This is a genomic window from Bradyrhizobium betae (genome assembly GCF_050632175.1).
Lineage (GTDB): Bacteria > Pseudomonadota > Alphaproteobacteria > Rhizobiales > Xanthobacteraceae > Bradyrhizobium > Bradyrhizobium betae_B.
Genome location: NZ_CP192576.1, coordinates 1,774,400 through 1,797,178, shown reverse-complemented (window position 1 = coordinate 1,797,178; position 22,779 = coordinate 1,774,400). Strand labels below are relative to the sequence as shown.

Genomic DNA, 22,779 nt, shown 5'->3' with positions numbered 1-22,779 from the left:
AGGCCAGACAATCCGACGTTGAAATCGCGGGTGGCTGATGGCTGAGAAGAACTGGCAGAAGGGCGGCACGCTTCCGATTGCTGTGCAGGCCGTCGTGTGCCTGGCCAGCGCGGTCGCGCCTGCGCGTGCCTTTGCGCTGTCGGACAGTCTTGCCCCGCCGAACTCTTTCGACAAGCTCGATCCCAACGTGATCTTGGAAGCCCTGATCGGTGGCATCGTCGTCTGCGCGCTGCTGGCCGCGATCGCGCTGTGGATCCATTCCTCGCTGCGCCGGACCAAGCGGTCACAACTACGCCGCAACGCGTTCATCTCCTCGGCGATGAACAATCTCAACCAGGGCGTGGTGATGACGGATGCGCAGCGGCGCATCATATTTTGCAACGACCGCTACCTCGATATCTACGGCCTGTCGCGCTCTGATCTGTGGACCGGCATGACCGGCTACGACATCCTCGAGATCCGGCGCCAGCGTGGCGTCCTCGGCGTCTCTGACGAGGATTTCTACGAGAAGGCGGCAAGCCCCAACGGCCTCATCACCGAACTGCCTGATGGTCGCGCCATCCTGGTGAAATATTTCGTGCTGCCGAACGGCGGCTCGGTGGCCACGCATCTGGACGTCAGCGAGCAGCGCAGGCTGTCGCGGCAGCTCGCCTCTACCAAGCAGTTCCTTGAATCGGTGCTCGACAACGTGCCGGCCTGCGTGGCCGCCAAGAGTATCGAGGACGGCCGCTACATCTTTGCCAACAGCGCCTATGAGCGGTTCTGGGGCTTTTCGCGAGACCAGGTCGTCGGCAAGAACGCGCGCGAGTTGTTCGAGCCCAAATCGGCGGCGAGCATCGAGGCGACCGACCAAGCCGCCCTCCTGGCGTCCGACGGGCAATATCGCAACGAATTCGAGGTGGAGCGCGACTCGACCCGGCGCATGGTGGCCTCGATCCGGATCGTGGTCCGCAACGAGAGCGACAAGCCCGAATTCCTGCTGCTCGTGTTCGAGGACATCACCGACCGCCGCTCGCTGTCGCAGGAGCTGGAGAGCACGAAGAAGTTCCTGGAGCTCGTGGTCGACAACATCCCGGTGGCGTTGATCGTGGAGCAGGTCAAGGACGGCCGCTATCTGCTCGCCAACCGCAGCGCGGAGACGATCCTCAACCGCAGGCGCGAGGAGGCGACCGGCCTGACCGCCTCCGACATCTTCAATGCCAAGGAAGCCAAGCTGATCATCGCGCGCGATGAAGCCGCGATCAAGAAGCGCGGGATGGTCTCCGAGGAGCATCCGATCTCGACCAAGGCCGGCCTGCGCCTGTTCCTCACCCGCCGCGCCACCGTGCTCGACGATGCCGGCAAACCGCAATATCTGATCAAGACCCACGAGGACGTCACCGACCGTCGGCAGACCGAGTCGCGCATGGCCCACATGGCCTATCACGACGGCCTCACCGACCTGCCGAACCGCGCGGCGTTCCTTCAGGCGCTGAACCAGATGATCGAGGCTTGCGAGGGCACCGGCGAAGAATTCGCGGTCCTCTCCATCGACCTCGACGGCCTCAAGGAGGTCAACGACGTGTTCGGTCATGCGCTTGGCGACAAGCTCTTGATCGAGGTTGCCCAGAGGCTCCAAGACGTCGCGCGCGGCGGCCTGGTGGCGCGGCTGTCCGGCGACGAATTCGGGCTCATCATCGACGGCAAGCAGCCCGAAGCGGGCCTTGCGCTGGCCCGGAATGTCGGCGAAGCCGTCACCCAGGAATTCCAGATCGACGGCCGGGCGGTTCGCGCCGGCGTTACCACCGGCATGTCGATCTTCCCGCACAATGGCGCCGACGGCGCCTCGCTGCTCGCCAATGCCGGTGCGGCACTGTTCCGCGCCAAGCAGAAGTCGCGCGGCACGATCAGCCTCTACCAGCCGGAGATGGACCAGCAGATCCGCGACCGCCGCGTGCTGCATCAGGACCTGTCGAATGCGATCAAGAACGGCGAGCTCTCGCTGGCCTTCCAGCCGCAGGGCATCGCGCGCCACAGTGTCGCCGAGAGCGACATCATCGGCTTCGAGGCGCTGGCGCGCTGGCAGCATCCGGTGCGTGGCCAGGTCTCACCGGCCGACTTCATCCCGATCGCCGAGGAGAGCGGCCTGATCGTCGAGATGGGCGAGTGGATCCTGCGCCAGGCCTGCCGCGAGGCGGCGTCCTGGCCGAAACCGCTTCAGGTCGCGGTCAATCTGTCGCCGGCTCAGTTCATGCACGGAGACGTGGTCGGGCTGGTGCACTCGATCCTGCTCGAGACCGGGCTTTCGCCCAGCCGGCTCGAGCTCGAAATCACCGAGGGCGTGCTGATCGAGGACTTCGACCGGGGTCTCGCACTGCTGCGCCGGCTCAAGGCGCTCGGCGTGCGTATCTCCATGGACGATTTCGGCAGCGGCTATTCCTCGCTGAGCTATCTCCAGGCGTTCCCGTTCGACAAGATCAAGATCGACCGCGCCTTTATCATCAATCTCGGCCGCAACCCGCAATCGGCCGCGATCGTGCGCGCCGTGATCGATCTCGGCCACGGCCTCGACATGTCGATCGTCGCGGAGGGTGTCGAGACGGTCGAGCAGCTCGCCTTCCTCGCCCGGGAAGGTTGCGACGGCGTGCAGGGCTATCTGCTCGGCAAGCCGCTGCCGATCGGGAAATATGCCGGCCTCGTCGGTCGCGCCGAGACGATGGAGCTTGCGCTCAAGACCGGCTAATGATGGAGCGCTTCGCTCCCATTCGACGGCTTCATGGCGGATTACGACCTCGCGATCATCGGTGGCGGTCTGAACGGTGTCAGCCTCGCCCGCGATGCGGCTGGCCGCGGCCTGCGCGTCATCCTGTTGGAGCAGGGCGATCTCGGCGGTGCGGCCTCGTCGGCGACGCCGCGGATGATCCATGGCGATCTGTCGGTGCTGGAGCGCCGCGGTTTCAGGCGGGTGCACCGGGCGCTGGCCGAGCGCCGAACCTGGCTCCGGATCGCGCCGCATCTGGTGCGGCCGATGCGGTTCGTGATTCCCGCCCATTCCGAGGAGCGCCCACCCTGGCTGCTGCGCGCCGGCTTGTTCGTCTATGACAGCCTGACGAATCGTGGCGGGCTTCCCGTCACTGCGACGCTCGACATCACACATCATCCTGTCGGCAATGCGCTTAAGCGTCCGTTTGGCACGGCTTTCGAATATTCGGACTGCGTCGTCGACGATTCCCGCCTTGTAGTGCTCACGGCGCTCGACGCGGCCGAACGTGGCGCGGTGATCCGGACCGGGGCGCGCTGCGTGCGCGCCGATCGAACCGACACCTGGAGGCTCGCGGTGGTCGACCGCGGCCATCGCCGCGCGATCACGGCCCGGGCGCTGGCCAACGCCACCGGCGGTTGGGCCTCGATGGTCGCGGAGACCGTGCTGCGGCAGCCGCAACCCACGATGGCGGCCATGCAAATGAGCCAGATCGTCGTGCCCAGATTGTTCGAGCATGACCACGTCTACGTCTTCCAGAACAGCGATGGACGGCTGATCTTCGCGTCCAGCTTCGCGCACGACTTCACGCTGATCGGGACGGTCACGCACGACTTCACCGGCGATCCCGCGATCGTAGCGATGCCGGGGGCCGACGTCAGCTATCTCTGCGACGCCGCCAGTCGCTATTTCCGCGAGCGTGTCGCGCCGACCGACGTTGTGCGCGCGGTCTCCGGCGTCAATCTGACGCTGGCGTCCGCACGGCGGCGCGACGGCACCACGCTGTTCCATGCACACCGGCGCAAGGCGCCGTTGATCACGATGTTCGGCGGTGACGTCACGACGTCGCGCCTGCGCGCGGAGCGGGCGGTGACGCGGCTGACGCCGTTCTATCCGATGTCGCCGCGCTGGACCGCAGGTGCGGCGCTGCCCGGCGGCGATTTTGCATGGCACCGTTTCGACCATGAAGTCGAACTCGCCTGCGACCGCTGGCGCTTTCTCGAGGAGACGCGGGCCCGACGTCTGGTCGCGGCCTACGGCTCGCGGCTGTCGGCGGTGCTCGGCGAGGCGAAGACGCGCGAAGAGCTGGGCCCGGCCTTCGGGCCTGAGCTGACCGGCGCCGAAGTGCGCTATCTGATCGCCAGCGAGTGGGCGCGCTTTCCCGAGGATATCCTGTGGCGCCGCTCCAAGCTCGGCCTGACCATGCCCGCGGCGGACCGGGATGCGCTGGCGGCGTTCATGGCGAGTGTGACGTGAAACGAAAAGTCCTGAACCGGTTGAGCAAAGGCCGATCGGCCGCTAGCGTGCGGCGGAATAGGGGTTGTCAGGAATATGGCTGAAGAGTTGCTCACAACAGGCAGCGCGGTTGGTACAGCCGTCAGAGACGCGCATCCGGCTGCCGGCCAGCCGCTGCTGCGCATCGAGGGTGTCGCCAAGACCTTTGGCACCTTCCGCGCCGTGGACGGCGTCTCGCTCGACGTCAAGGCCGGCGAGTTCTTTGCGCTGCTTGGGCCCAGCGGGTGCGGCAAGACCACGCTGCTGCGCATGCTCGCCGGCTTCGAGGCGCCGGACCAAGGGCGCATTCTGCTCGACGGCAAAGACATCGCGCAGGCGCTGCCGCACGAGCGCCCGATTAACATGATGTTCCAGAACTATGCGCTGTTCCCGCATCTGTCGGTACGCGACAACATCGCCTTCGGCCTGAAGCGCGCCGGCATGGCGCGTGCTGACATCGCCACGCGCGTGGCCGAGATGGTCGCGCTGGTGAAGCTCGAGGGGCTGGAGAAGCGCAAGCCCGACCAGCTTTCAGGCGGCCAGCGTCAGCGCGTGGCACTGGCGCGGGCACTGGCACGCCGGCCGCAACTGCTGTTGCTCGACGAGCCGCTCGCCGCGCTCGACAAGAAGCTGCGCGAGAGCACGCAAGGCGAGCTGATGGAGTTGCAGCGCCGGCTCGGCATGACCTTCATCATCGTCACCCACGACCAGGAGGAAGCTATGACGATGGCGAGCCGGATCGGCGTGATGAAATCAGGCAAGCTGGCCCAGGTCGCGAGCCCACGCGAGCTCTACGAGGCGCCGCGCTCGCGCTGGATCGCGGAGTTCGTCGGCGACATCAATCTGTTCGACGGCGAGTCCAAACTGCGCGACGGTCATCGTCTGGTCATCGGCACGCGTGATGCGGGCTCGCTGGTGGTGGCCGAGCCGCGCGAACCGGTCGGCGGTGGAAAATTGTCGGTCGCGATCCGTCCCGAAAAGGTCAAGCTCTCGCGCCGGGGCCCGGCGAGCGAGGCCGGTCACGAGACGGCGATCAACCGACTCGACGGCGTGATCGCCGACATCTGCTATCTCGGCGGTACCACCACCTACAAGGTGAAGCTCGATACCGGCGGGATGGTGCAGGCGTCCGTCGCCAACAGCGCGCGCCTCGATGTCGACGCCTACAGCCTGAACCAGCATGTCGTCGCCTGGTTCGCGCCCGACGACTGCATGGTGCTGACGTCATGAGCTCCCGCCGCATCTTCGCGCGGCCGGCGCGCTTTGCCGCGATCGCGCCCTATGTCTGGATGGTGCTGTTCTTCCTGGTGCCGTTCGGCTTCGTGTTGAAGATCAGCCTGTCGCAGACGGCGATCGCGCAGCCGCCTTACGAGCCGGTGTTCGACCTGACGGCGGGATGGGCAGCACTGAGCGCGGCGTTTTCCGCGCTGTCGCTCGACAATTTCAGGCTGCTCGCCTCCGACGACATCTACGTGTTCGCCTATGTGCGCAGCCTCACCGTCGCCGTCACGGCGACCGCGCTGCTGCTGCTGATCGGCTATCCCATCGCCTACGGCATGGCGCGGCTGCCGACGCGCTGGCAGCCGGTGGCGATGGTGCTGGTGATCGTACCGTTCTGGACCTCGTTCCTGATCCGCATCTACGCATGGATCAACATCCTCCAGCATGACGGCCTGCTCAACCAGATCCTTCTGGCTCTGCATCTGGTCAGCCAGCCGGTGGTTTGGCTCTCCACCGACAGCGCGATGTATATCGGCATCGTCTATTCCTATCTGCCGTTCATGATCCTGCCGCTCTACGCCACGCTCGTGAAGATGGAGCCGGCGCTGGAGGAGGCGGCGAGCGATCTCGGTGCGCCGCCCTGGCAGGTGTTCTGGCTCGTTATCTTTCCGCTGTCGCTGCCCGGCGTCGGCGCCGGCGTGCTGCTGTGCTTCATACCCATCGTCGGCGAGTTCGTGATCCCGGATCTTCTGGCCGGCTCCAATTCGCTGATGATCGGCCAGACCCTGTGGCTCGAATTTTTCACCAACAAGGACTGGCCGGTCGCCTCCGCCGCGGCGATCGTGCTGCTGGCGGTGCTGCTGGTGCCGCTGCTGCTGTACGAGCGGCTGCAGAAGCGGCAACTGGAACAGGGACGGTGAGGCCGATGCGAAAGTCCTCTCGTCTGTCCCGCTTCAACATCGCCTCGCTCACGCTCGGGCTGGCATTCCTCTATCTGCCGATCCTGATCCTCGTCATCTATTCGTTCAACGCCTCGCGGCTGGTGACGGTGTGGGGCGGCTGGTCGCTGCGCTGGTATCACGAATTCTTCAACGATCGCGCCATGATCGAGGCGGCCTGGATGAGCCTGAAGGTCGCGGCGTCCTCCGCGACCATCGCTACGCTGCTCGGCACGCTCGCCGCAGTGGCGCTGTCGCGCGGCGAGCGGTTTCGCGGCCGTACGCTGTTCTCCGGCATGCTCTACGCGCCGCTGGTGATGCCGGAGGTGATCACGGGATTGTCGCTGCTGTTGCTGTTCGTGGCGTTGAACGCCGAGCGCGGCTTCTGGACGGTGACGATCGCCCACACCACGCTGACGATGTGTTTCGTTGCTGTCGTCGTGCAGTCGCGCCTCGGCTCGCTGGACCGTTCGCTGGAGGAGGCCGCGATGGATCTCGGCTGCAACCCGGTCCGCGCGTTCGTGTCGGTGACGCTGCCGCTGATCGCACCCAGCATCGTCGCCGGCTGGATGCTTGCTTTCACGCTGTCGCTCGACGATCTCGTGATCGCGAGCTTCACCACCGGCCCGGGCTCGGCGACCTTGCCGATCCGGATCTATTCGGAGGTGCGGTTAGGGGTGAAGCCCGAGATCAACGCGATCTGCACGCTGGTGATCGGCCTGATCGCGGTGATCATCGTCATCGCCTCGCTCGCTTCGAAACTGTCGAGCGAGCAGGGCGAGAGCGCGGCGCCGCTGTAGGTCTTGCTGTCATTGCGAGGAGCTCGTGACAAAATTGCATCGCAATTTTGCACTGAAGCGACGAAGCAATCCAGACCGTCTCCGTTAAAAGATTCTGGATTGCTTCGCTTCGCTCGCAATGACGGGCGGATGCTACGACTTCACGGCACCCGCCGTGAGACCGCCCACCATGTAGCGGCGGAAGGCGTAGTAGATCGCGGCCGGCGGCAGGGCGTAGATGAAGCCGGTCGTCATCAACAGCTCCCACGGCGAATCGTCGGCAGCGAGGAAGTTGCCGAGCGCGACGGGGAGGGTGATCTCGCGGTCGTTCGACAGCAGCAGGAACGCGTAGAGATATTCGTTCCAGGCCAGCAGCACCGCATAGGTGCCGATCGCGACCAGCGAGGGCATCATCAGCGGCAGATAGACCAGGCGGAAGATCTGCAGCGTGGTGGCGCCGTCCATCACGGCGGCTTCGTCCAGTTCGACCGGCAGCTTGTCGGAGGCCTGCTTCAGCACCCAGATCGCGTAGGGCGAGGCGATCGTCACCATCGCCAGGATCAGCGACCAGTGATTGTTGAGCAGGCCGTAATTGCCCATGGTGCGGTACATCGGCACGGCAAGGAACGCCGCGGGGATGAAATAGGTGAAGAGCGCCAGGTTCATCACGATGCGCCCGCCCGGCACCTTCAGCCGCGAGATCGAGAATGCCGCTGCCGTGGCGATGACCAGTGTCAGCACGCCGACGGCCGCGGCGATCACCAGCGAATTCCAGAACTGCGCGTAGAAGTCGCGCAGGAAGTAATGCTGCTGCTTGAACACGATCTCGAAGTTATGCAGCGTCGGATGGTCAGGCCACAGCTTGCCGGAGAACGCGTCCTCCTTCGGAGAGATCGCGAACAGGAACATGTGATAGATCGGGATCATCGTCCACAGGAAAACGGGAATGCCGATCAGCAGCAGCCGCGTTTCAGTCGCGACGTCACGCCAGGAAAATTCGCCTACGCCGGGAAGCTTCATCGCGACAGCCGTTTCATCATGAAGTACATGAGCGGCGCGACGAACGGAATTGCGCATACGATGGAGGCCATCGCGAGCGAAAGCTGGTCGAGCCGGAGATAGCGGATACCCAGCGTCGACAGCACATGTGTGAGGTCGGCAGGTCCCCCGCCAGTGAGCAGATAGACGCTGTTGAAATCGCCGAGCGTCCAGATCATCGAGAGCAGCGTGCAGGTGATATAGAGCGTCTGCATCGACGGCCAGGTGATGAAGCGGAATTTCTGCCACCAGCTCGCACCATCGACTTCGGCGGCCTCGAACAGATCCTGCGCGATCGCAAGCCTGCCGGTCATCAGGATCAGGGTCCAGAACGGCAGCGATTTCCAGATGTGAACGCCGATCGCCATGGTGAGCGCCACGGTCGGGTCGTTCAGCCAGTTCGGGCCGTCATCGCCGGTGAGGGAGAAGATGAGGTGATTGACCACGCCCCATTCCGGATTGAACATGAAACGCACGGACAGGATGGTCGGGATCGACGGCACCGCCCAGGGCAGGATGAAGATCACAGAGAGCCATCTGATCCAGGTGCGCTGCTGGGCGAAGAAGCCCGACAGGAACAGCGCGATTACCATCTTGATGTTGATGCCGATGACCAGGAAGATCAGCGTGTTGACCGCGGCGCGCGCGAAGATCGGGTCGTTGTACAGCGCGACATAGTTTGACGGGGCCCTCGCCAGCCACAGCCCGTAGCAGACGGGATAGACCACGAAGGCGAGGAAGACGAGCAGATAGGGTGCGAGCAGCGCGATGCCCCATACCTGCGCCGGGGTCAGCCGCGAGGCCAGGGGCGGAGCGGAGATCGACTGATCGCCAGAGAGCGTAATCGCCATTCTCAAGAACTCTTTGAAAGGACATCCGGCCGCACGAGGCGGCCGGTGTTTAGCGTTTCGCCTCTCCTCGCGCTAGCGAGGAGAGGGAGAGACGGAACTTAGCCTGCAACCTGCTTGATGCGGGTGATCAGCTCGTCGACGGCCTTGTCGACTGGAACCTTCTCGCTGACGACCCGGTTCATCGCCTTGGCCCAGACGTTCTCGTTGTTGAGGATCGTGAACTTCCAGTTCTTGGTGAAGTCGAACGCCGCGGTGCCGCCGGTGAACTGGGCGTAAACCGCCTTGCGATGCTTGTCGGCCTGCCAGAACGGGCTGGCCTGGCTTTCCTTGGTCACCGGGAACCAGCGGCCGAGCGCGCCCTCGATATAGGGGCGGACATTCTCTTCCTGGAGCAGGAAGCTGATGAACTGCTTGGCCTCGGCCTTGTTCTTGGCCGCGGTAAAGACCAGTCCGGTCTTGACGTCGGAGCGGTAGCGGATGGTCGAACCATCCGGCGCCTTCGGGAAGGACGCGGTGACAATGTCCTGCTCATAGGCCTTCTTGCCGGCCTCGCGCTGCTCGGGCGTGAGTGCCTGGTTCTGAGAGTCCTCGTACCACTTCGCCGCAATCGAGATGGTGAAATTGTGGGTCATCACGATTGTCTTGTTGTGGAAGGCGACGTTGTTGTCCGGATCCTTCCAGGTCGTGGAGGAGGGCGGTGTACAGCCCTTGATATAGGTGTCGGTGTAGTCCTTCAGCGCATGAATCAGGCCGTCGCGGACCTTGGGGTCGTCGACCAGCAGTTTGCCGTCGTCGTCGACCAGCTTGACGTGGTAGGCGTCCATGAAGGTATAGAACGACTGGAACGCGTCGGTGGATTCCACGCCCATCGGCTGCCCGACGGCATAGATGCGCTGGCCGGTGGCCTTGCGGATTCCCGGCTGGACCTTGTCGCACCAGAACGTCCAGTAGCCCGCCCAGTCGGTCGGGATGTCGCTCAGCTTGAAGCCGGCCTTCTCCAGCATGTCGTTCCAGATCTGGACGTGCATGCTCTGCTGCTTCAACGGGAAGCCGTAATAGGCCTTCTTCTTGGTGACGTCGTTATAGAGGATCGACGCATCCAGCGTGTTCTGCACGAACCGACCCTTGATCGGCTCCATGATGTCGGAGAGGTCCTCGAGCTTGCCCTCATAGGCCCACTTGCCCTGCGCCTGCACGTCGTAGCTGTCGGAATAGGCGACATCGGGCACGGTGCCGGCGTCGAGCGCGGCGACGGTCTTCGGAATCATGTCCTGGATCGCATACTGCGACAATTCGACCTTGATGCCGGTCTTGGCCTCGAACTTCTTGATCGTATCGAGCAATGCGTCGTCTTCGGAGCGGTAGAAGCCCTTGCCCCACCAGACCGTAATCGTCTTCTGCTGCGCAAATGCGGGTGCAGCGGCTGCGAACAGCCCGGCCGCAGCGACCGCCAGTGATACTGCGCCAATAACCTTGGATTTCACGTTTTTCTCCCTCAAGCCGCCGGTGTTTTAACCGGTCGGGAAAAACACTAGCGCAGGATGGTAGCGCAATCAACGCATCTTGTATCAGACCTAGGTCGTGGAGCGTCGGGTCCGAGGAGATGCTTAATCTGCGCATCGATCCAATTGCCGCGTCAATTCGCGCGCAATCGGGCGGCATCGAAAGATCAGTTGGACTTCGCGTTCTCTTTGGCGTTGTCCGCCGTCGGAGATCCATCCTGCGCGGGACGCTTTCCGCTACCGGTGATGCGCTGCTTCAGAAGGTCGAGGAAAGGCGTGGCCGCGGGCGACTGGCGGATCAGGGCTTCGGGGTCCGGGAAGATCAGGGGATCGTCCCATGGACCCTGCACCATGAAGGGCAATTGGAAGCCGGATGTGGTGTTGAGGCTCGCCACGCCCTTCATGTCGTATTCGCGCGTCGGCACCGAGGCGGTGCCGGTCAGCGTGATCTTCGCACCCGGCCCTTCGATGCGGATGTCCTCGGCGGTCGCGACCCCGTCGGAGAATTTGAGCGCGACGGTGAGGCTGTCGTAAGGGGTCGAGCCGTTGCGGAAATTGCCGCCGCCCGATAGCGGCCGCCGCTCCAGCCGCTTCAGGAGCTGCTCGGCATTGAAGCCCGATATCGCACCGTCATGCCCGGTCACCGTGGCGGTGCCGTCGAGCGATTGCACGAGGCCGAACGGGCTCGAGCCGGAGGCGAGAAGCGAGACGTTGATGTTGCCGCGACCGGACAGCTTGCTGAGGCCGAACAGTTCGGACGCGCAGGCCTGCAGATCGACGTCGATGAACTGGAATTGCGCCTTGATGTCGGCCACGGTGTCGGAGCGCGCGATGCCGAACGAGCCCTTGGCGATGCCGCCATAGACCTGGGCTTCGCCGACCGAGAGCGCCAGCGTGCCGTTGCGCAGATTGGCGCCGATCGCGGTGCGGCCGAGCTTCGTTGGCCCGACTGTCAGCTTGGCTGCCGACAGGCGCATGTCGAGGTCGGTGGTCGACAATCCGTTGAGATCGAACAGCTGCCTGTTCCAGTCGCGCGCGCCGCTGGCGAGCAGGCGGAAGGTGGAGATGTAGGGCGTGAAATCGAGCGCGTCGGCGGCAAGCGTCGCCTGCAGCGTCTGCCGGCCGTTATTGGCGTAGGTCATCACGCCTTCTGCCGTGTTGCCGTCGAGCTCGACATTGACGTTGGTGAGCGCGATCGAGGGGCCGACGACATTGGCCCGTGCCTTCAGCGCGAAGCGGCCGAAGCCGCCGCTGCCGGGCTGCGGCTGGCCGGTCCAGCGTAGCGCGTTGCGCAAGGACGGGCTGTCCACCGTGAGGGTGCCTTCCATCATCGGACTGGTGCGGTTGGCGACACTGCCGTCGAAGGCGAGCTTGAGCGGGGCGCTGGCGATCCGCGCCTTCAGGCCGGAGCGGTCGCCGGAGAGGGCGGCGACGAAATCGGAGAAACTGATCGAGCCGTCGACGCGCTCGCCGCGCCAGTCGAACTGTCCGGTCGCGGCGAAGGAACGCGAGATCGAGGGCCAGGCCAGCGAGAGGTCGATGTCCTCGAACTTCTCGGTGGCATGGGTGGCGGCGTCCTCGTAGTTGAGCACGCCGTCCTGGATCCGGATCTCGGAGAACGACACCTGATTGTCGGCGCCGGGCTTCATGGTGCGCGCGATGGTCTGGATGAACGGCGTCCAGTTGCTCTCGCCGTCCGGCTTCAGGTTGACATGGATGCGCGGCCGCAGCAGCGTGAGGTCGGCGATCTCGAACCGTTGCAGCAAGAGCGGCAGCAGCCGCAGGTTTGCGGTGAGCACGTCGACGTGGAGCGCGGGGTCGCTGGTGCCGCCGCCCTTCAGGCCGACGTCGTGAAAGGAGATGTAGCTCGCCGGCAGGACCGAGATGTCGATGGCGCCGGCAACATTAAGCTCCAGCCCGGTGACCTCGCGGATCTGCGCTTCCACCGCCCTGCGCAACGTGTCGCGGTTGATGAGCCAGGAGGTCGCGATCAGGGCGATCAGCGCGACGCCGAGCAGCGCCGCGATCGGCGTCCCGAGGCGCTTCATTCCTTGGGCCATGGTCAATGGCATGTCCTGATCGGGTTGGTCGTTGGAGCCGGAAGGGCGGGCCGGGAAAACTGTGTGCCCACGCCCAACCCCCGCAACTTGATGGGTTTTCTTGTCGCTTTCAAGGCCACGGACGGTTCTGCCCACGGCATGGGCAGCTTCTAGCACCGGCTCGCGGAACGGAGAACCCGTATCATTGACGGCTTTGGAGGATTTCGCCTAATAATCGCCGCCAATAAGGCGCGACGCCTGCAAGCCGAAGGTTCAGTCGAGGTTTTTTGCATGAACAAGGTCTATCCCGACGCCAAGTCGGCTCTTGAGGGCGTTCTCAAGGACAACATGATGATCATGTCGGGAGGCTTCGGCCTCTGCGGCATCGCCGAGGAACTGTCGGACGCGATCCGCGAGTCGGGCGTCAAGGGGCTGACGGTGGTCTCCAACAATGCCGGTGTCGACGGCATCGGGCTCAGCCGCCTGCTGGAAACCCGCCAGATCAAGAAGATGATCTCGTCCTATGTCGGCGAGAACAAGCTGTTCGCGCAGCAATTCCTCGCCGGCGAGCTGGAGCTCGAATTCAATCCGCAGGGCACGCTGGCCGAGCGCATCCGCGCCGGCGGCGCCGGCATCCCCGCCTTTTACACCAAGACCGGCGTCGGCACGCTGATCGCCGAAGGCAAGGAAGTGAAAGAGTTCGACGGCGAGAAATATCTGATGGAGCGCGGCCTGTTCGCCGACCTCGCCATCGTGCACGCTTGGAAGGGCGACACCGCCGGCAACCTCATCTACCGCAAGACCGCGCGCAACTTTAACCCGATGATGGCGACCGCCGCCAAGGTCACGGTGGCCGAGGTCGAGCATCTGGTTCCGGCCGGTGAACTCAATCCCGACCACATCCACACGCCCGGCATCTTCGTGAAGCGTATCATCGAGGTTGGTACGGCCAAGAAGCGCATCGAATTCCGCAACACCCGCCCGCGCACCGCAGCTTGAGATCAGGAGACTAAGATGGCCTGGACCCGTGAACAGATGGCTGCGCGCGCCGCGAAGGAACTGCGTGACGGCTACTACGTCAATCTCGGCATCGGCATCCCGACGCTGGTCTCGAACTACATCCCCGACGGGGTGGATGTCAGCCTGCAGAGCGAGAACGGCATGCTCGGCATGGGCCCGTTCCCCTATGAAGGGGAAGAGGACGCCGACCTCATCAATGCCGGCAAGCAGACCGTGAGCGAGCTGCCCTCGACCTCGTATTTCTCGAGCGCGGATTCCTTCGGCATGATCCGCGGCGGTCACATGGACCTGTCGATTCTCGGCGCCATGCAGGTCGCCCAGAACGGCGATCTCGCCAACTGGATGATCCCCGGCAAGATGGTCAAGGGCATGGGCGGCGCGATGGACCTCGTCGCCGGCGTCAAGCGCGTCGTCGTGGTGATGGAGCATTCGGCCAAGGACGGCTCCAAGCTGCTCAAGCAATGCAACCTGCCGCTGACCGGTGAGCGGGTGGTCGACATGGTCGTCACGGATCTCGCCGTCTTCACCATCGACAAGCACGGCGACGGCGGCATGGCCCTGATCGAGCTCGCCGACGGCGTTTCACTCGACGAGGTCAAGGCCAAGACCGAAGCGGAATTCCGCGTCGCGCTGAAGAATACGTAAGGCCTCAGGCCTGCATCGTGTTGAAATGGCCGGGCTTCGTCCCGGCCATTTTCGTTGGTGTGGGGCGCACTGCCTCCAAACCGTCATTGCGAGGAGCTCTTGCGAACGAAGCAATCCAGGCTGTTTCCGCGGAAAGATTCTGGATTGCTTCGCTACGCTCGCAATGACGGAGAGCGTGCCGTTACGACCTCACCCACACCTTGCTCAACCGCGCCGATACGCTCGCGACCCATGATGGTACTTCCCGCACCAGGCGGAAGCCGAGATTGGCGGGCGGCACGCCCTGCGCGCAGCCGCCGGCGCGGGCGTCGCGGATGAAGTCGGTGACATAAGCGCGGTGGGCGCCCTCGGCGACACGCACGCCGCAATTCACGGTCGGGCGGCCGGCATTGCCTGATGCGTCGATCCGCGAGCGCACGAAGCAGGTCGAGGTCCATTCCCAGACATTGCCGGCGAGATCCTCGATGCCGTGCTCGTTGGGGCCGAACTTGCCGAACGGATAGGCCTTGGTGTCGGAAAGGTCGCGCTCGGATTCACGCTCATAGCGGCTGAGCCAGCGTTTTGAAGGATCGTCCGCATCCACCGGCGCGCCGTCGTCCTTGAACCTCGAGCCCGCGGCAAAGGCCCATTCTGCGTCGCTCGGCAGGCGGTAGTGATGGCCGGTCTTGCGCGACAGCCAGCCCGCATAGGCTTCGGCATCGTGCCAGCTGACCTGCACGACGGGGCGGTCGAGCGCGATCGCGACGCCGCGATCGAGCGCGCGGCAGGCGCCGTCCTGCACACAAAGCTGGTAGTCGGCGGAGGAGACTTGCTCGCGCATGATGTGAAGGGGTTTCGCGAACCGCATCGCGCGCAGCGGCACTTCGGCCTGCTGCCCGGCGCGGGTGAAATCGCCGGCCTCGCGATAGGACAGGTTGCCCGGCGCCACTCTGACGATGGCGGGCTCGGTCGCCGTGCCGTGCACGGCGATGTCCGTGACCAGCGGTGCGACGGCGATCGGCCCCGCGAGTCCGGCAGCGCAAGCCAACGCCAGTTTCAGCTTGAATGCGATCAGCATGATCGTCCCCCGAAGAAAGAAGGGGCCGGTGATGACCGGCCCCTTGTCGCGTCTAGTTGGTCGAGGCCGGTATCTCCGCAGGCGCCTTCACCTGGGTCATCAGATCGTCGTTCCACTTGCCTTCGACCTTGAAGTGCGCGGTGGCGCCGAGGTCGGCAGCCTCGATCAGATTGTGCGTGACATAGGCGTAGATGCCGGGCTGCAGGAACTTGTACAGCGCAGCTCCCGCCGAGCCGCCGCGGATGAACCAGGTCTCAAGCCCGGTCTCGGGCGCGTTGGAGAATTTTCCGGTCTCCCAGACATAGTCGCCATGGCCGCCGATCAGATGCGGACGGCTGTCGCGGTTCGCCTGCGAGTGCACGATCAGCACGTTCTCGCCGACCTTGGCGGTCAGTGCGTTCTTGCCGGTCAGCGCACCGACCTTGCCGTTGAATACGACGTGCGTGGGGATCAGCTTCTTCATCACCTCTTCGGTCTCGGTGAAGGCTTCGCCCGGCGAATCATAGGACTTGAAGTTGCCCTTCTCGTCGCGCGGCACGTACATGTCCTGCTCGCCGACATAGTAGACCTTGTCGTATTTCAGCGCGTGGCCCTTGCCGTCGTTGAGTCCGTCCCGCGGCAGCACCATCACGGCGCCGTTCATGCCGGAGACGACGTGCCAGGGGATCATCGGGCCGCCCGGTGCGCAGTGATAGACGAACACACCGGTCCGCGTTGCCTTCCAGCGCAGGACGACCTGCTCGCCGGGATTGATCAGGGTGAGTTCGGCGCCGCCAAGCGCGCCGGTCGCGGAGTGGAAGTCGATGTTGTGCGGCATGCTGTTGGTGGCGGGATTAACCAGCGTCAGCTCGACATAGTCGCCCTCGTGCACCACCATCAGCGGACCGGGCATCGAGCCGTTGAAAGTCATGGCCTGGAAGGTCGTGCCCTTTTCGTCGATGACCACCTTCTTCTCCTCGATGGTCATCCTGAATTCCATGATCTTGGGGCCCTGCGTCGTTGCCTGCTCGTGCGCGTGCACGAACGGCGGGGCGACCAGCTCGACCTTCTGGCGCGGCAGCTTGAGATCGCTGGCGGCGAAAGCGGGTGTCGCCAGCATCAGGGCAGTCGCGGCGGCGCTGATCAATGCGGCTCTGCGGGTGAACATCGGAAGCATCCTTCATCTGAAAGGGTTTTGATGACGGATGCAGTGTGCGCCGATCCCGGCAAGCGTGTTTGTGCTGCGACAAGCTTTTGCCGGAATCGCCTCCGGTAAGACACTTAAGGCGTTTGTCGAGAGGTCGCATCAGCGATGCGAGAAACATCGTGGCACATGGCGCGACACTGTCGCGCCAACGGCTAGTTGTTCGCAAGTCGGATTGCGAATGGATGCGGCCACTAGAGAAGCTGGATTGCAATCCAGACCGTGCCCCAGACCGCGAGCGACAGCGCGGCAAGCACGGCAGCGGTGATCGCCAGCACGCGAACGGCGGAGCCGATGCCGGCTGCGGGTGCGGCGGGGACGGGACGAAATTCGTCGAAGCGGGGGATGTGGCCGCGCACGCCGGTGAGCCAGAGAACGAGATCGAGCGCAAGCGACGCCATGGCCTATCTCCAGAGGGACACTGATTAAACGTCACTATGGCTCCAATCCGGCGCGCAGACTTTGAGCAAGCGCAAGGTCGTCCATCCGGAAATGGGTAATTTGGTGCCATCCGGGACCTGCCGCGTCATTGCGCGACGTTGATTTACGAATGGGTAAGACATGAGGACTGATCTCGCAGCGAGCTATGGCGAAGAGAGGTTGCCGCGCTACACGAGCTATCCGACCGCGCCGCACTTCTCGCCGGCGATCGGCGCCGACGCCTACGCCGGGTGGCTGTCCGATCTTCCCTCGGGCGCCAGCGCCTCGCTCTATCTGCATGTGCCGTTCTGCCGCGAGATGTGCTGGTACTGCGGCTGCCACACCCAGATCGCTCGTCGCGACGAGCTCATCGCCGCCTATCAGCGGACGCTTCGCAGCGAGATCGCGCAGGTCGCGGAAGCCATCGGCCGCCGCATCAAGGTCGAGCACATTCATTTCGGCGGCGGTACGCCGACGATCATGGCGCCGGACGCGTTTGCCGAATTGATGGCGGCGATGCGCCACGCGTTCTTCGTGCTGCCGTCCGCCGAGATAGCGGTCGAGATCGATCCGCGCACCCTGACCGCCGAGATGGTCGAGGCCATGCGGCTCTCCGGCGTCAACCGCGCGAGCCTGGGGGTGCAGAGCTTCGATCCCGTCGTGCAGCGCGCGATCAACCGCGTGCAGAGTTTCGAGCAGACCGCCTCCGTCGTCGACATGCTCCGGTGCGCCGGCATCAACGGGATCAATTTCGACTTGATCTACGGGCTGCCGCACCAGACCGTCGCCTCGTGCCTGGATACCGTGCGGCGTTCGCTCGAGCTTAAGCCCGACCGCTTCTCGGTGTTCGGCTATGCGCATGTTCCTGGTTTCAAGAAGCACCAGCGCATGATCAACGAGGGCCATCTGCCCGACGGTCTGGCGCGGCACGATCAGGCTTGTGCGATCGCCAACGCGCTGAAGGAGGCCGGTTACGTGCAGATCGGACTCGACCATTTCGCCCGTCCCGACGACGCCATGGCCGTGGCGTTCAAGGAGGGCACGCTGCGGCGCAATTTCCAGGGTTACACCACGGATCAGAGCGAGGTCCTGCTCGGCTTCGGCGCCAGCGCGATCGGACATCTGCCGCAGGGCTATGTCCAGAACCAGGTGCAGATCGGCGCCTATACGCAAAGCATCGCCAATGGCCAATTGGCCACCGCAAAGGGCTATGGGCTCACAGACGACGACCGTCTGCGTGCCGACATTATCGAGCGCATCATGTGCGAGTTTAGCGCCGATCTCGGCGACATCTGCGCGCGTCATGGCGCGGAGGCTGGGGCGATGCTGCAATCGGCCTCGCGCCTGAAGCCGCTGATCTTGGACGGCGTCGTCAGGCTCGACGGCGAGCGGCTCGCGGTCGCGAGCGACTCGCGCTTCCTGGTCCGCAGCGTCGCCGCCGCGTTCGATGCGCATCTCGATCCGGGCAAGCAGTTGCACAGCAGAGCGGTGTAGGTTCACCTCTCCCCGTAAGAACGGGAAGAGGGAGAAGCAACGGTCAGCTTGCGCTCCAACAAAGAAATGGCCGGCCGCTCCGCTATCGTCAGATCGGAACGGAGTTGCCCATGTCCTTCGGATCCGACGATCTCGTCGACGACATCATGCGTACGGCGCCGCACACGATCCGCGTGTTTCTCGCGTTCAGGATGGCCTGTGTCGGTTGTCCGATCGCGACCTTCCACACCGTGGAAGACGCCTGCCGCGAACATGACATCGATCGCGACAAATTCCTCGCCGCGCTGTGCGAATGCGTGCCGGCGTGAGGAGGGCTGGAGTTCGCGCGGGACGCGCGGAGTCCCGGGTGAGGGCGAACTTTCGCCGTAAGCGGAAGCTCCCTCACTCCTGTTTCTAGGCTGCGCCGCTTTCCGGGCTGCGCTCGGCCAGCACGACGATCTTGTGTGGATCGCGCAGGATGATGCGCTGGCGGCCGCTCTCGACGAGACCCTGCTGTTCCCAGCCGCTCAGGATGCGGCTGACGGTGTGCAGCGTGGTGCCGGTCATCTGCGCGATGTCCTGGCGGCTGATCGGGAAGTCGATCTCGATGCCGTGATCGAGTTTCTTGCCGGACTGCTTGGCGAGGCGCAGTAGCGCATGCGCGACACGCTGCTCGACCTGCTGGGTCGACATTTCCAGGATGCGGGTGTGGCTCTCCTGCAGCCGCGCACCGACGGTCTGGAGCGTGTTGGCGGCAAGCGCCGGAAACCGTTCGATCAGGCGCGGCCAGGCCGAGGTCGGCCAGATCAGCACCACGCTGTCGTCCACAGCCATCGCCGTCGCTGGATAGTGCGCTGCGCCGATCGCCATTGCGAGCCCGAAGGTCTCGCCGGGCGCGACATAGCGCACCACGATCTGCTCACCGGTCGGCGTGGTCTTGGCCGCGCGGACATGGCCGTGCAGCAGCAGGAAGAAGGATTGCGCGTCCGCGCCCTGCTCGAAGATGGCGGTGTTCCTGGGGTAACGCGCCGAGCGGGCCTCGCGCAGGATCTCGTCGAGATCGTCCGGCTTGACGCCTTCAAACAGCGGCAAATGCGCAACCAGCGACGTGTCGACTTTGGCCATTCTGCCTCCTTGGCGTGGGAGTGTGATGACACCTGCAATCGTCCCGGTGTTTGCGATAGCGCAAAAAGGGCGGCCTGTGCGGCAGTATTTTTCCCAGAGAGCGTTGTGAATTCACAGGAGCTGCTTCCATGGCTGGCGCCCGATCCCGCAAATTTGACGGCTGGCCGCTATTTGCGAACAGCTTTCGGCCCTTTTTCCTGCTCGCAGCGATCCAGGCGGGGCTGTCGATGCTGGCCTGGTTGCCGCTGTTCTATGGCGAGTTGTCCGTGAGTTCCGCGTTCGCGCCGCGCGACTGGCACGTCCACGAAATGCTCTACGGCTTCCTGCCGGCGGTGATCACGGGATTCCTGTTCACGGCGATCCCGAATTGGACCGGGCGGCTGCCGATTCAGGGCACGTCGCTGGGAGCGCTGCTCGTGGTGTGGCTCGCCGGCCGCGTCGCGGTGACGTTGTCCGCGGATCTCGGCTGGTCGTTCGCGCTCGCCGTCGACGCCGCGTTCCTGGCGCTGGTCGTCGCCGCCGCAATGCGCGAGATCATTGCGGGCGGCAATTGGCGCAATCTGCCCGTGGTGGTGCTCGTGCTGCTGCTGCTGTCAGGCAATGTTGCCTTTCATCTCGAGGCGCATTTCGAAGGCGCGGCCGATGTCAGCATCCGAATCGGCATCGGCGTGGTGGTGTTGATGATCTCGCTGATCGGCGGCCGCATCATCCCGAGCTTCACCCGCAACTGGCTGGTCAAGTTCAATCCCGGCCGCCTGCCGGTGCCGTTCGGACGCTTCGACGGTGCGGTGATCGGATGCAGCGCGCTCGCGCTGATGGCATGGATCGTGGCGCCGCTGAATGTGGTCACCGGCGTGGTGATGGCTCTGGTCGGGGTGCTGCATCTGGTGCGGCTCGCGCGATGGGCCGGTGATCGCACCACGCGGGAACGCCTGCTGCTGATCCTGCATGTCGGCTATGTCTTCGTGCCGCTCGGTTTTATCCTGCATGCCCTGGCTGTCTTCGGTGTGCTGCCGCCGAGTGCGGGCATTCATGCCTGGATGGCGGGCGCGGCCGGAACCATGACGCTCGCGGTGATGACGCGCGCGAGTCTCGGCCACACCGGACAGGCCTTGACGGCCTCGCTCGCGACGCAAGGAATCTACGCCGCGATCATCATCGCGGCGCTGGCGCGGGTCGCTGCCGTGGTGTTGCCGGCGCACGGCGATGCGCTGCTGCACGTCGCCGCCTGCGGCTGGGTCGTCGCGTTCCTCGGTTTTGCGATCGCGTTCGGCCCGCTTCTCGCCGGCAGCCGCCGGCGCGCACTTGCCATCATGGGCGTGCCCGCCCCGGCGCGCTGAGGTTAAGCCGCGGTCGCGGAGGGGATGCCGGCCGGCTTTGCCAGCGGTCGCACGCCCTTGCGCCATGCGGTGATGGTGCAGCCGAACCGGCTGCGGAACCAGCGGGCCATCGCGCTCTGCGCGGAGAAGCCGAGTTGCACGGCAATGTCAGCCAGCGGCCGTCCGGGATCGTCGATCAACTCGACCACGAGGTCGGCGCGCTGCGTGTCGAGGATGTCCGAGAAGCTGGTGCCGGCTTCGGCGAGATGACGGTGGATGGTGCGGCGGGTGCAGGCGAGGTGCTCGGCCACGCGTTCGACCGTGCAGTCGCCGCTTGCGAGCAGGCGGCGCACGACCTCGTCGACCTTCTCTTCCCAGCTTGCGGGCCGGTTCTCGATCGCCTCGATGCGCTTGCGCAGATAGCTCGCGATCAGCGGATGCGCGCTCGGAATCCGGCGCTCCATGTCATGCGCCGACAGCAGGATCGCATCGCCATCAGCATTGAAGGCGACGTGGCAGCCGAAAAAGTCGCGGTAGCGTTTGCGGTCGTGTGGCGGCGGATAATGCAGATGGACCTCCAGCGGCCGCCAATCGCTGCCGAACAGCGACTGGATAATGCGGTGGATGCTGCCCAGCGCCATGTCGATCGACTGGCGCGGCGCGCTCGGCTGCCGGCCGCGCAGATGCAGCGTGACGGTCACGGTCTGCTTGTTGCGGGTGATGTCGAGCTTCATGCCGTCGTGATGGACATGGATGAAGCGCGAGAACGCCTCGATCGCTTCGCCAACCGTGGCCTGCTCGCGCACGATCAGGCCGACCGCGCCGAAATTGGTCAGCCCGCCGCGCTCGGCGAGCCGCAAGCCGAAATCTTCGGCACCGGACGCCTCTGCCGACAACTCCAGCAGGCGACGCAGGCTCGTCACGGCAATGGGCGTATCGGGCTTGTCGAGGCAGGCCAGCGGCAACCTGACCTTGCGCATCATCTGTTTGGGATCGAGCCCGACCGACCGGGCGACATCCGGGTAGTAGCTCAAGCCTGCGCTGCGAATGAGGTCGGTCATGCGAACCGTTCCTGCCAGCAATTCCCGCAGATGTCCCGAAATGTAAAGTTTCTGTCCCGATCCGTCAAATCCGGGAACAGGTCGGAACATACATAAAGGAAAGCGAAGCACTTGGCGCGAATGCCGTGCTCCATGACGGCGCAGCAGGGCGGTGGGCCCCGCGGTCGTCCCTTGCCATTTGACCAAGACATTATTGGATCGGGATTATGCCGGGGAACATGCTTTCCAAGGGTGAGGTATTCGTCATCGACACCGACGCCGCCTCCCGCGAACAACTGTCAACGGCGCTCCAGCAGAGCGCCTATGATGTGATCTGCTTTGCCGACGGCGCATCGCTGCTTTCGGAAGCGAAGGCGCGGATGCCGGCCTGCGTGCTGCTGGAAATGCCACCGGATCGCTCCGGCCTCGACGTGCTCAAGCGTCTGCGCGAAGAGAACTGCATGGCGCCGGTACTCGTGACATCCGCAAACGGCAGCATCGCCATGGCTGTCGACGCCATCAGGAGCGGCGCAGCCGACTTCATCGAAAAGCCGTTTCGGACGCGCGACGTCGTCGACCGGATCGATGCCGCGATCGACGAGTCCGCTCAGTCCGATTCCGGCCGGCAGCGCTGGCTGCCCGGTTGCGAGCCCCTGACCGGGCGCGAAGGCGACGTGCTCGAACACCTCGCCGCCGGCCTCACCAACAAGGAGATCGCCCGGCGCATGCATCTGAGCGCACGGACGGTCGAAGGTTACCGCGCCGGCATCCTGAAGAAGGCCGGCGCCAGGAATGTGACAGATCTGCTCCGCCGTATCTTCGGCCAGGGTTCGTCCACTCAGGCTTAGGAATTCGGCCGCAGGACGATGATACGTTCCGCGGCCTTGGTGCCGCC

At 64.5% G+C, this 22,779-nt stretch carries 20 protein-coding genes; 11 read left to right on the top strand and 9 right to left on the bottom strand.

What is annotated here, in order from left to right; genetic code table 11:
* Positions 1-37 precede the first annotated feature (37 nt).
* The 5 genes from ACQ86E_RS08865 to ACQ86E_RS08845 all read left to right on the top strand — a co-directional run bounded on the left by ACQ86E_RS08865 (position 38) and on the right by ACQ86E_RS08845 (position 7,193).
* The gene (locus ACQ86E_RS08865) at positions 38-2,722 is read left to right on the top strand and encodes a sensor domain-containing protein (protein WP_431205072.1); all 2,685 of its coding nucleotides are present in this window, start codon (positions 38-40) and stop codon (positions 2,720-2,722) included.
* A gap of 33 nt (positions 2,723-2,755) precedes the next feature.
* Positions 2,756-4,216 (top strand): glycerol-3-phosphate dehydrogenase, encoded by a 1,461-nt coding sequence (locus ACQ86E_RS08860; protein WP_431205071.1) that lies wholly within the window; start codon positions 2,756-2,758, stop codon positions 4,214-4,216.
* A gap of 75 nt (positions 4,217-4,291) precedes the next feature.
* Complete coding sequence (locus tag ACQ86E_RS08855; RefSeq protein ID WP_431205070.1) at positions 4,292-5,464, top strand: ABC transporter ATP-binding protein; 1,173 nt, start codon at positions 4,292-4,294, stop codon at positions 5,462-5,464.
* Entirely contained in the window at positions 5,461-6,375 is a 915-nt protein-coding gene (locus ACQ86E_RS08850; RefSeq protein ID WP_431205069.1) for an ABC transporter permease, read from the top strand. Before ACQ86E_RS08855 ends, ACQ86E_RS08850 begins: the two co-directional genes overlap by 4 nt.
* 5 nt (positions 6,376-6,380) lie before the next feature.
* Positions 6,381-7,193, top strand: coding sequence for an ABC transporter permease (locus ACQ86E_RS08845; protein ID WP_431205068.1), 813 nt, complete (start codon positions 6,381-6,383; stop codon positions 7,191-7,193).
* Between the two features lie 132 nt (positions 7,194-7,325).
* Here the strand turns inward: ACQ86E_RS08845 and ACQ86E_RS08840 are convergent, their stop codons facing one another.
* The 4 genes from ACQ86E_RS08840 to ACQ86E_RS08825 form a co-directional block, all read right to left on the bottom strand.
* Positions 7,326-8,192: a carbohydrate ABC transporter permease gene (locus ACQ86E_RS08840; RefSeq protein ID WP_431205067.1), complete on the bottom strand. Its 867-nt coding sequence runs from the start codon at positions 8,190-8,192 to the stop codon at positions 7,326-7,328.
* Positions 8,189-9,061 carry a carbohydrate ABC transporter permease gene (locus ACQ86E_RS08835; protein ID WP_431205066.1) on the bottom strand — a complete coding sequence of 291 codons (873 nt, stop codon included), beginning with the start codon at positions 9,059-9,061 and terminating at the stop codon, positions 8,189-8,191. The genes ACQ86E_RS08840 and ACQ86E_RS08835 overlap by 4 nt, the downstream gene beginning before the upstream one ends.
* 98 nt (positions 9,062-9,159) lie before the next feature.
* Positions 9,160-10,545, bottom strand: coding sequence for an ABC transporter substrate-binding protein (locus ACQ86E_RS08830; protein WP_431205065.1), 1,386 nt, complete (start codon positions 10,543-10,545; stop codon positions 9,160-9,162).
* 185 nt (positions 10,546-10,730) lie between these two features.
* Positions 10,731-12,623, bottom strand: a complete 1,893-nt coding sequence (locus tag ACQ86E_RS08825; RefSeq protein ID WP_431206434.1) for an AsmA family protein — start codon at positions 12,621-12,623, stop codon at positions 10,731-10,733.
* Between the two features lie 270 nt (positions 12,624-12,893).
* Between ACQ86E_RS08825 and ACQ86E_RS08820 the strand changes: the two genes are divergently transcribed.
* Both ACQ86E_RS08820 and ACQ86E_RS08815 read left to right on the top strand, forming a co-directional pair.
* On the top strand, positions 12,894-13,601 hold the full coding sequence (locus ACQ86E_RS08820) for a CoA transferase subunit A (protein ID WP_431205064.1): 708 nt from the start codon (positions 12,894-12,896) through the stop codon (positions 13,599-13,601).
* A gap of 15 nt (positions 13,602-13,616) precedes the next feature.
* Positions 13,617-14,267, top strand: a complete 651-nt coding sequence (locus tag ACQ86E_RS08815) for a CoA transferase subunit B (protein ID WP_094976913.1) — start codon at positions 13,617-13,619, stop codon at positions 14,265-14,267.
* A 181-nt stretch (positions 14,268-14,448) separates the two neighbouring features.
* On the opposite strand, the gene ACQ86E_RS08810 is transcribed toward ACQ86E_RS08815, so the two are convergent.
* The 3 genes from ACQ86E_RS08810 to ACQ86E_RS08800 all read right to left on the bottom strand — a co-directional run bounded on the left by ACQ86E_RS08810 (position 14,449) and on the right by ACQ86E_RS08800 (position 16,908).
* Complete coding sequence (locus ACQ86E_RS08810) at positions 14,449-15,324, bottom strand: SUMF1/EgtB/PvdO family nonheme iron enzyme (protein ID WP_431205063.1); 876 nt, start codon at positions 15,322-15,324, stop codon at positions 14,449-14,451.
* 52 nt (positions 15,325-15,376) lie between these two features.
* Entirely contained in the window at positions 15,377-16,471 is a 1,095-nt protein-coding gene (gene nirK / locus ACQ86E_RS08805) for a copper-containing nitrite reductase (RefSeq protein WP_431205062.1), read from the bottom strand.
* A gap of 230 nt (positions 16,472-16,701) precedes the next feature.
* Complete coding sequence (locus ACQ86E_RS08800; RefSeq protein ID WP_431205061.1) at positions 16,702-16,908, bottom strand: hypothetical protein; 207 nt, start codon at positions 16,906-16,908, stop codon at positions 16,702-16,704.
* Between the two features lie 160 nt (positions 16,909-17,068).
* On the opposite strand from ACQ86E_RS08800, the gene hemN reads away from it, so the two are divergent.
* Together hemN and ACQ86E_RS08790 are read left to right on the top strand one after the other, a co-directional pair.
* Complete coding sequence (gene hemN, locus ACQ86E_RS08795; RefSeq protein WP_431205060.1) at positions 17,069-18,421, top strand: oxygen-independent coproporphyrinogen III oxidase; 1,353 nt, start codon at positions 17,069-17,071, stop codon at positions 18,419-18,421.
* A gap of 110 nt (positions 18,422-18,531) precedes the next feature.
* On the top strand, positions 18,532-18,729 hold the full coding sequence (locus ACQ86E_RS08790; RefSeq protein WP_431205059.1) for a DUF1858 domain-containing protein: 198 nt from the start codon (positions 18,532-18,534) through the stop codon (positions 18,727-18,729).
* An 85-nt stretch (positions 18,730-18,814) separates the two neighbouring features.
* Here the strand turns inward: ACQ86E_RS08790 and ACQ86E_RS08785 are convergent, their stop codons facing one another.
* Complete coding sequence (locus ACQ86E_RS08785; RefSeq protein WP_431205058.1) at positions 18,815-19,525, bottom strand: Crp/Fnr family transcriptional regulator; 711 nt, start codon at positions 19,523-19,525, stop codon at positions 18,815-18,817.
* 128 nt (positions 19,526-19,653) lie between these two features.
* Here ACQ86E_RS08785 and ACQ86E_RS08780 point away from each other — a divergent pair, with 128 nt between their 5' ends.
* Positions 19,654-20,865, top strand: a complete 1,212-nt coding sequence (locus ACQ86E_RS08780) for an NnrS family protein (RefSeq protein ID WP_431205057.1) — start codon at positions 19,654-19,656, stop codon at positions 20,863-20,865.
* 2 nt (positions 20,866-20,867) lie between these two features.
* Here the strand turns inward: ACQ86E_RS08780 and ACQ86E_RS08775 are convergent, their stop codons facing one another.
* Positions 20,868-21,905 (bottom strand): AraC family transcriptional regulator, encoded by a 1,038-nt coding sequence (locus ACQ86E_RS08775; protein WP_431205056.1) that lies wholly within the window; start codon positions 21,903-21,905, stop codon positions 20,868-20,870.
* 206 nt (positions 21,906-22,111) lie between these two features.
* On the opposite strand from ACQ86E_RS08775, the gene ACQ86E_RS08770 reads away from it, so the two are divergent.
* Entirely contained in the window at positions 22,112-22,732 is a 621-nt protein-coding gene (locus ACQ86E_RS08770; protein WP_431205055.1) for a response regulator transcription factor, read from the top strand.
* The last annotated feature ends 47 nt before the right edge of the window (positions 22,733-22,779 follow it).

Excerpts from the sequence above, each read along its gene's own strand:
- ACQ86E_RS08865 (WP_431205072.1), top strand. The coding sequence starts at position 38 with ATGGCTGAGAAGAACTGGCAGAAGGGCGGCACGCTTCCGATTGCTGTG.
- ACQ86E_RS08860 (WP_431205071.1), top strand. The coding sequence starts at position 2,756 with ATGGCGGATTACGACCTCGCGATCATCGGTGGCGGTCTGAACGGTGTC.
- ACQ86E_RS08855 (WP_431205070.1), top strand. The coding sequence starts at position 4,292 with ATGGCTGAAGAGTTGCTCACAACAGGCAGCGCGGTTGGTACAGCCGTC.
- ACQ86E_RS08850 (WP_431205069.1), top strand. The coding sequence starts at position 5,461 with ATGAGCTCCCGCCGCATCTTCGCGCGGCCGGCGCGCTTTGCCGCGATC.
- ACQ86E_RS08845 (WP_431205068.1), top strand. The coding sequence starts at position 6,381 with ATGCGAAAGTCCTCTCGTCTGTCCCGCTTCAACATCGCCTCGCTCACG.
- ACQ86E_RS08840 (WP_431205067.1), bottom strand. The coding sequence starts at position 8,192 with ATGAAGCTTCCCGGCGTAGGCGAATTTTCCTGGCGTGACGTCGCGACT.
- ACQ86E_RS08835 (WP_431205066.1), bottom strand. The coding sequence starts at position 9,061 with ATGGCGATTACGCTCTCTGGCGATCAGTCGATCTCCGCTCCGCCCCTG.
- ACQ86E_RS08825 (WP_431206434.1), bottom strand. The coding sequence starts at position 12,623 with ATGGCCCAAGGAATGAAGCGCCTCGGGACGCCGATCGCGGCGCTGCTC.
- ACQ86E_RS08820 (WP_431205064.1), top strand. The coding sequence starts at position 12,894 with ATGAACAAGGTCTATCCCGACGCCAAGTCGGCTCTTGAGGGCGTTCTC.
- ACQ86E_RS08815 (WP_094976913.1), top strand. The coding sequence starts at position 13,617 with ATGGCCTGGACCCGTGAACAGATGGCTGCGCGCGCCGCGAAGGAACTG.
- ACQ86E_RS08810 (WP_431205063.1), bottom strand. The coding sequence starts at position 15,324 with ATGCTGATCGCATTCAAGCTGAAACTGGCGTTGGCTTGCGCTGCCGGA.
- nirK (WP_431205062.1), bottom strand. The coding sequence starts at position 16,471 with ATGTTCACCCGCAGAGCCGCATTGATCAGCGCCGCCGCGACTGCCCTG.
- ACQ86E_RS08800 (WP_431205061.1), bottom strand. The coding sequence starts at position 16,908 with ATGGCGTCGCTTGCGCTCGATCTCGTTCTCTGGCTCACCGGCGTGCGC.
- hemN (WP_431205060.1), top strand. The coding sequence starts at position 17,069 with ATGAGGACTGATCTCGCAGCGAGCTATGGCGAAGAGAGGTTGCCGCGC.
- ACQ86E_RS08790 (WP_431205059.1), top strand. The coding sequence starts at position 18,532 with ATGTCCTTCGGATCCGACGATCTCGTCGACGACATCATGCGTACGGCG.
- ACQ86E_RS08785 (WP_431205058.1), bottom strand. The coding sequence starts at position 19,525 with ATGGCCAAAGTCGACACGTCGCTGGTTGCGCATTTGCCGCTGTTTGAA.
- ACQ86E_RS08780 (WP_431205057.1), top strand. The coding sequence starts at position 19,654 with ATGGCTGGCGCCCGATCCCGCAAATTTGACGGCTGGCCGCTATTTGCG.
- ACQ86E_RS08775 (WP_431205056.1), bottom strand. The coding sequence starts at position 21,905 with ATGACCGACCTCATTCGCAGCGCAGGCTTGAGCTACTACCCGGATGTC.
- ACQ86E_RS08770 (WP_431205055.1), top strand. The coding sequence starts at position 22,112 with ATGCCGGGGAACATGCTTTCCAAGGGTGAGGTATTCGTCATCGACACC.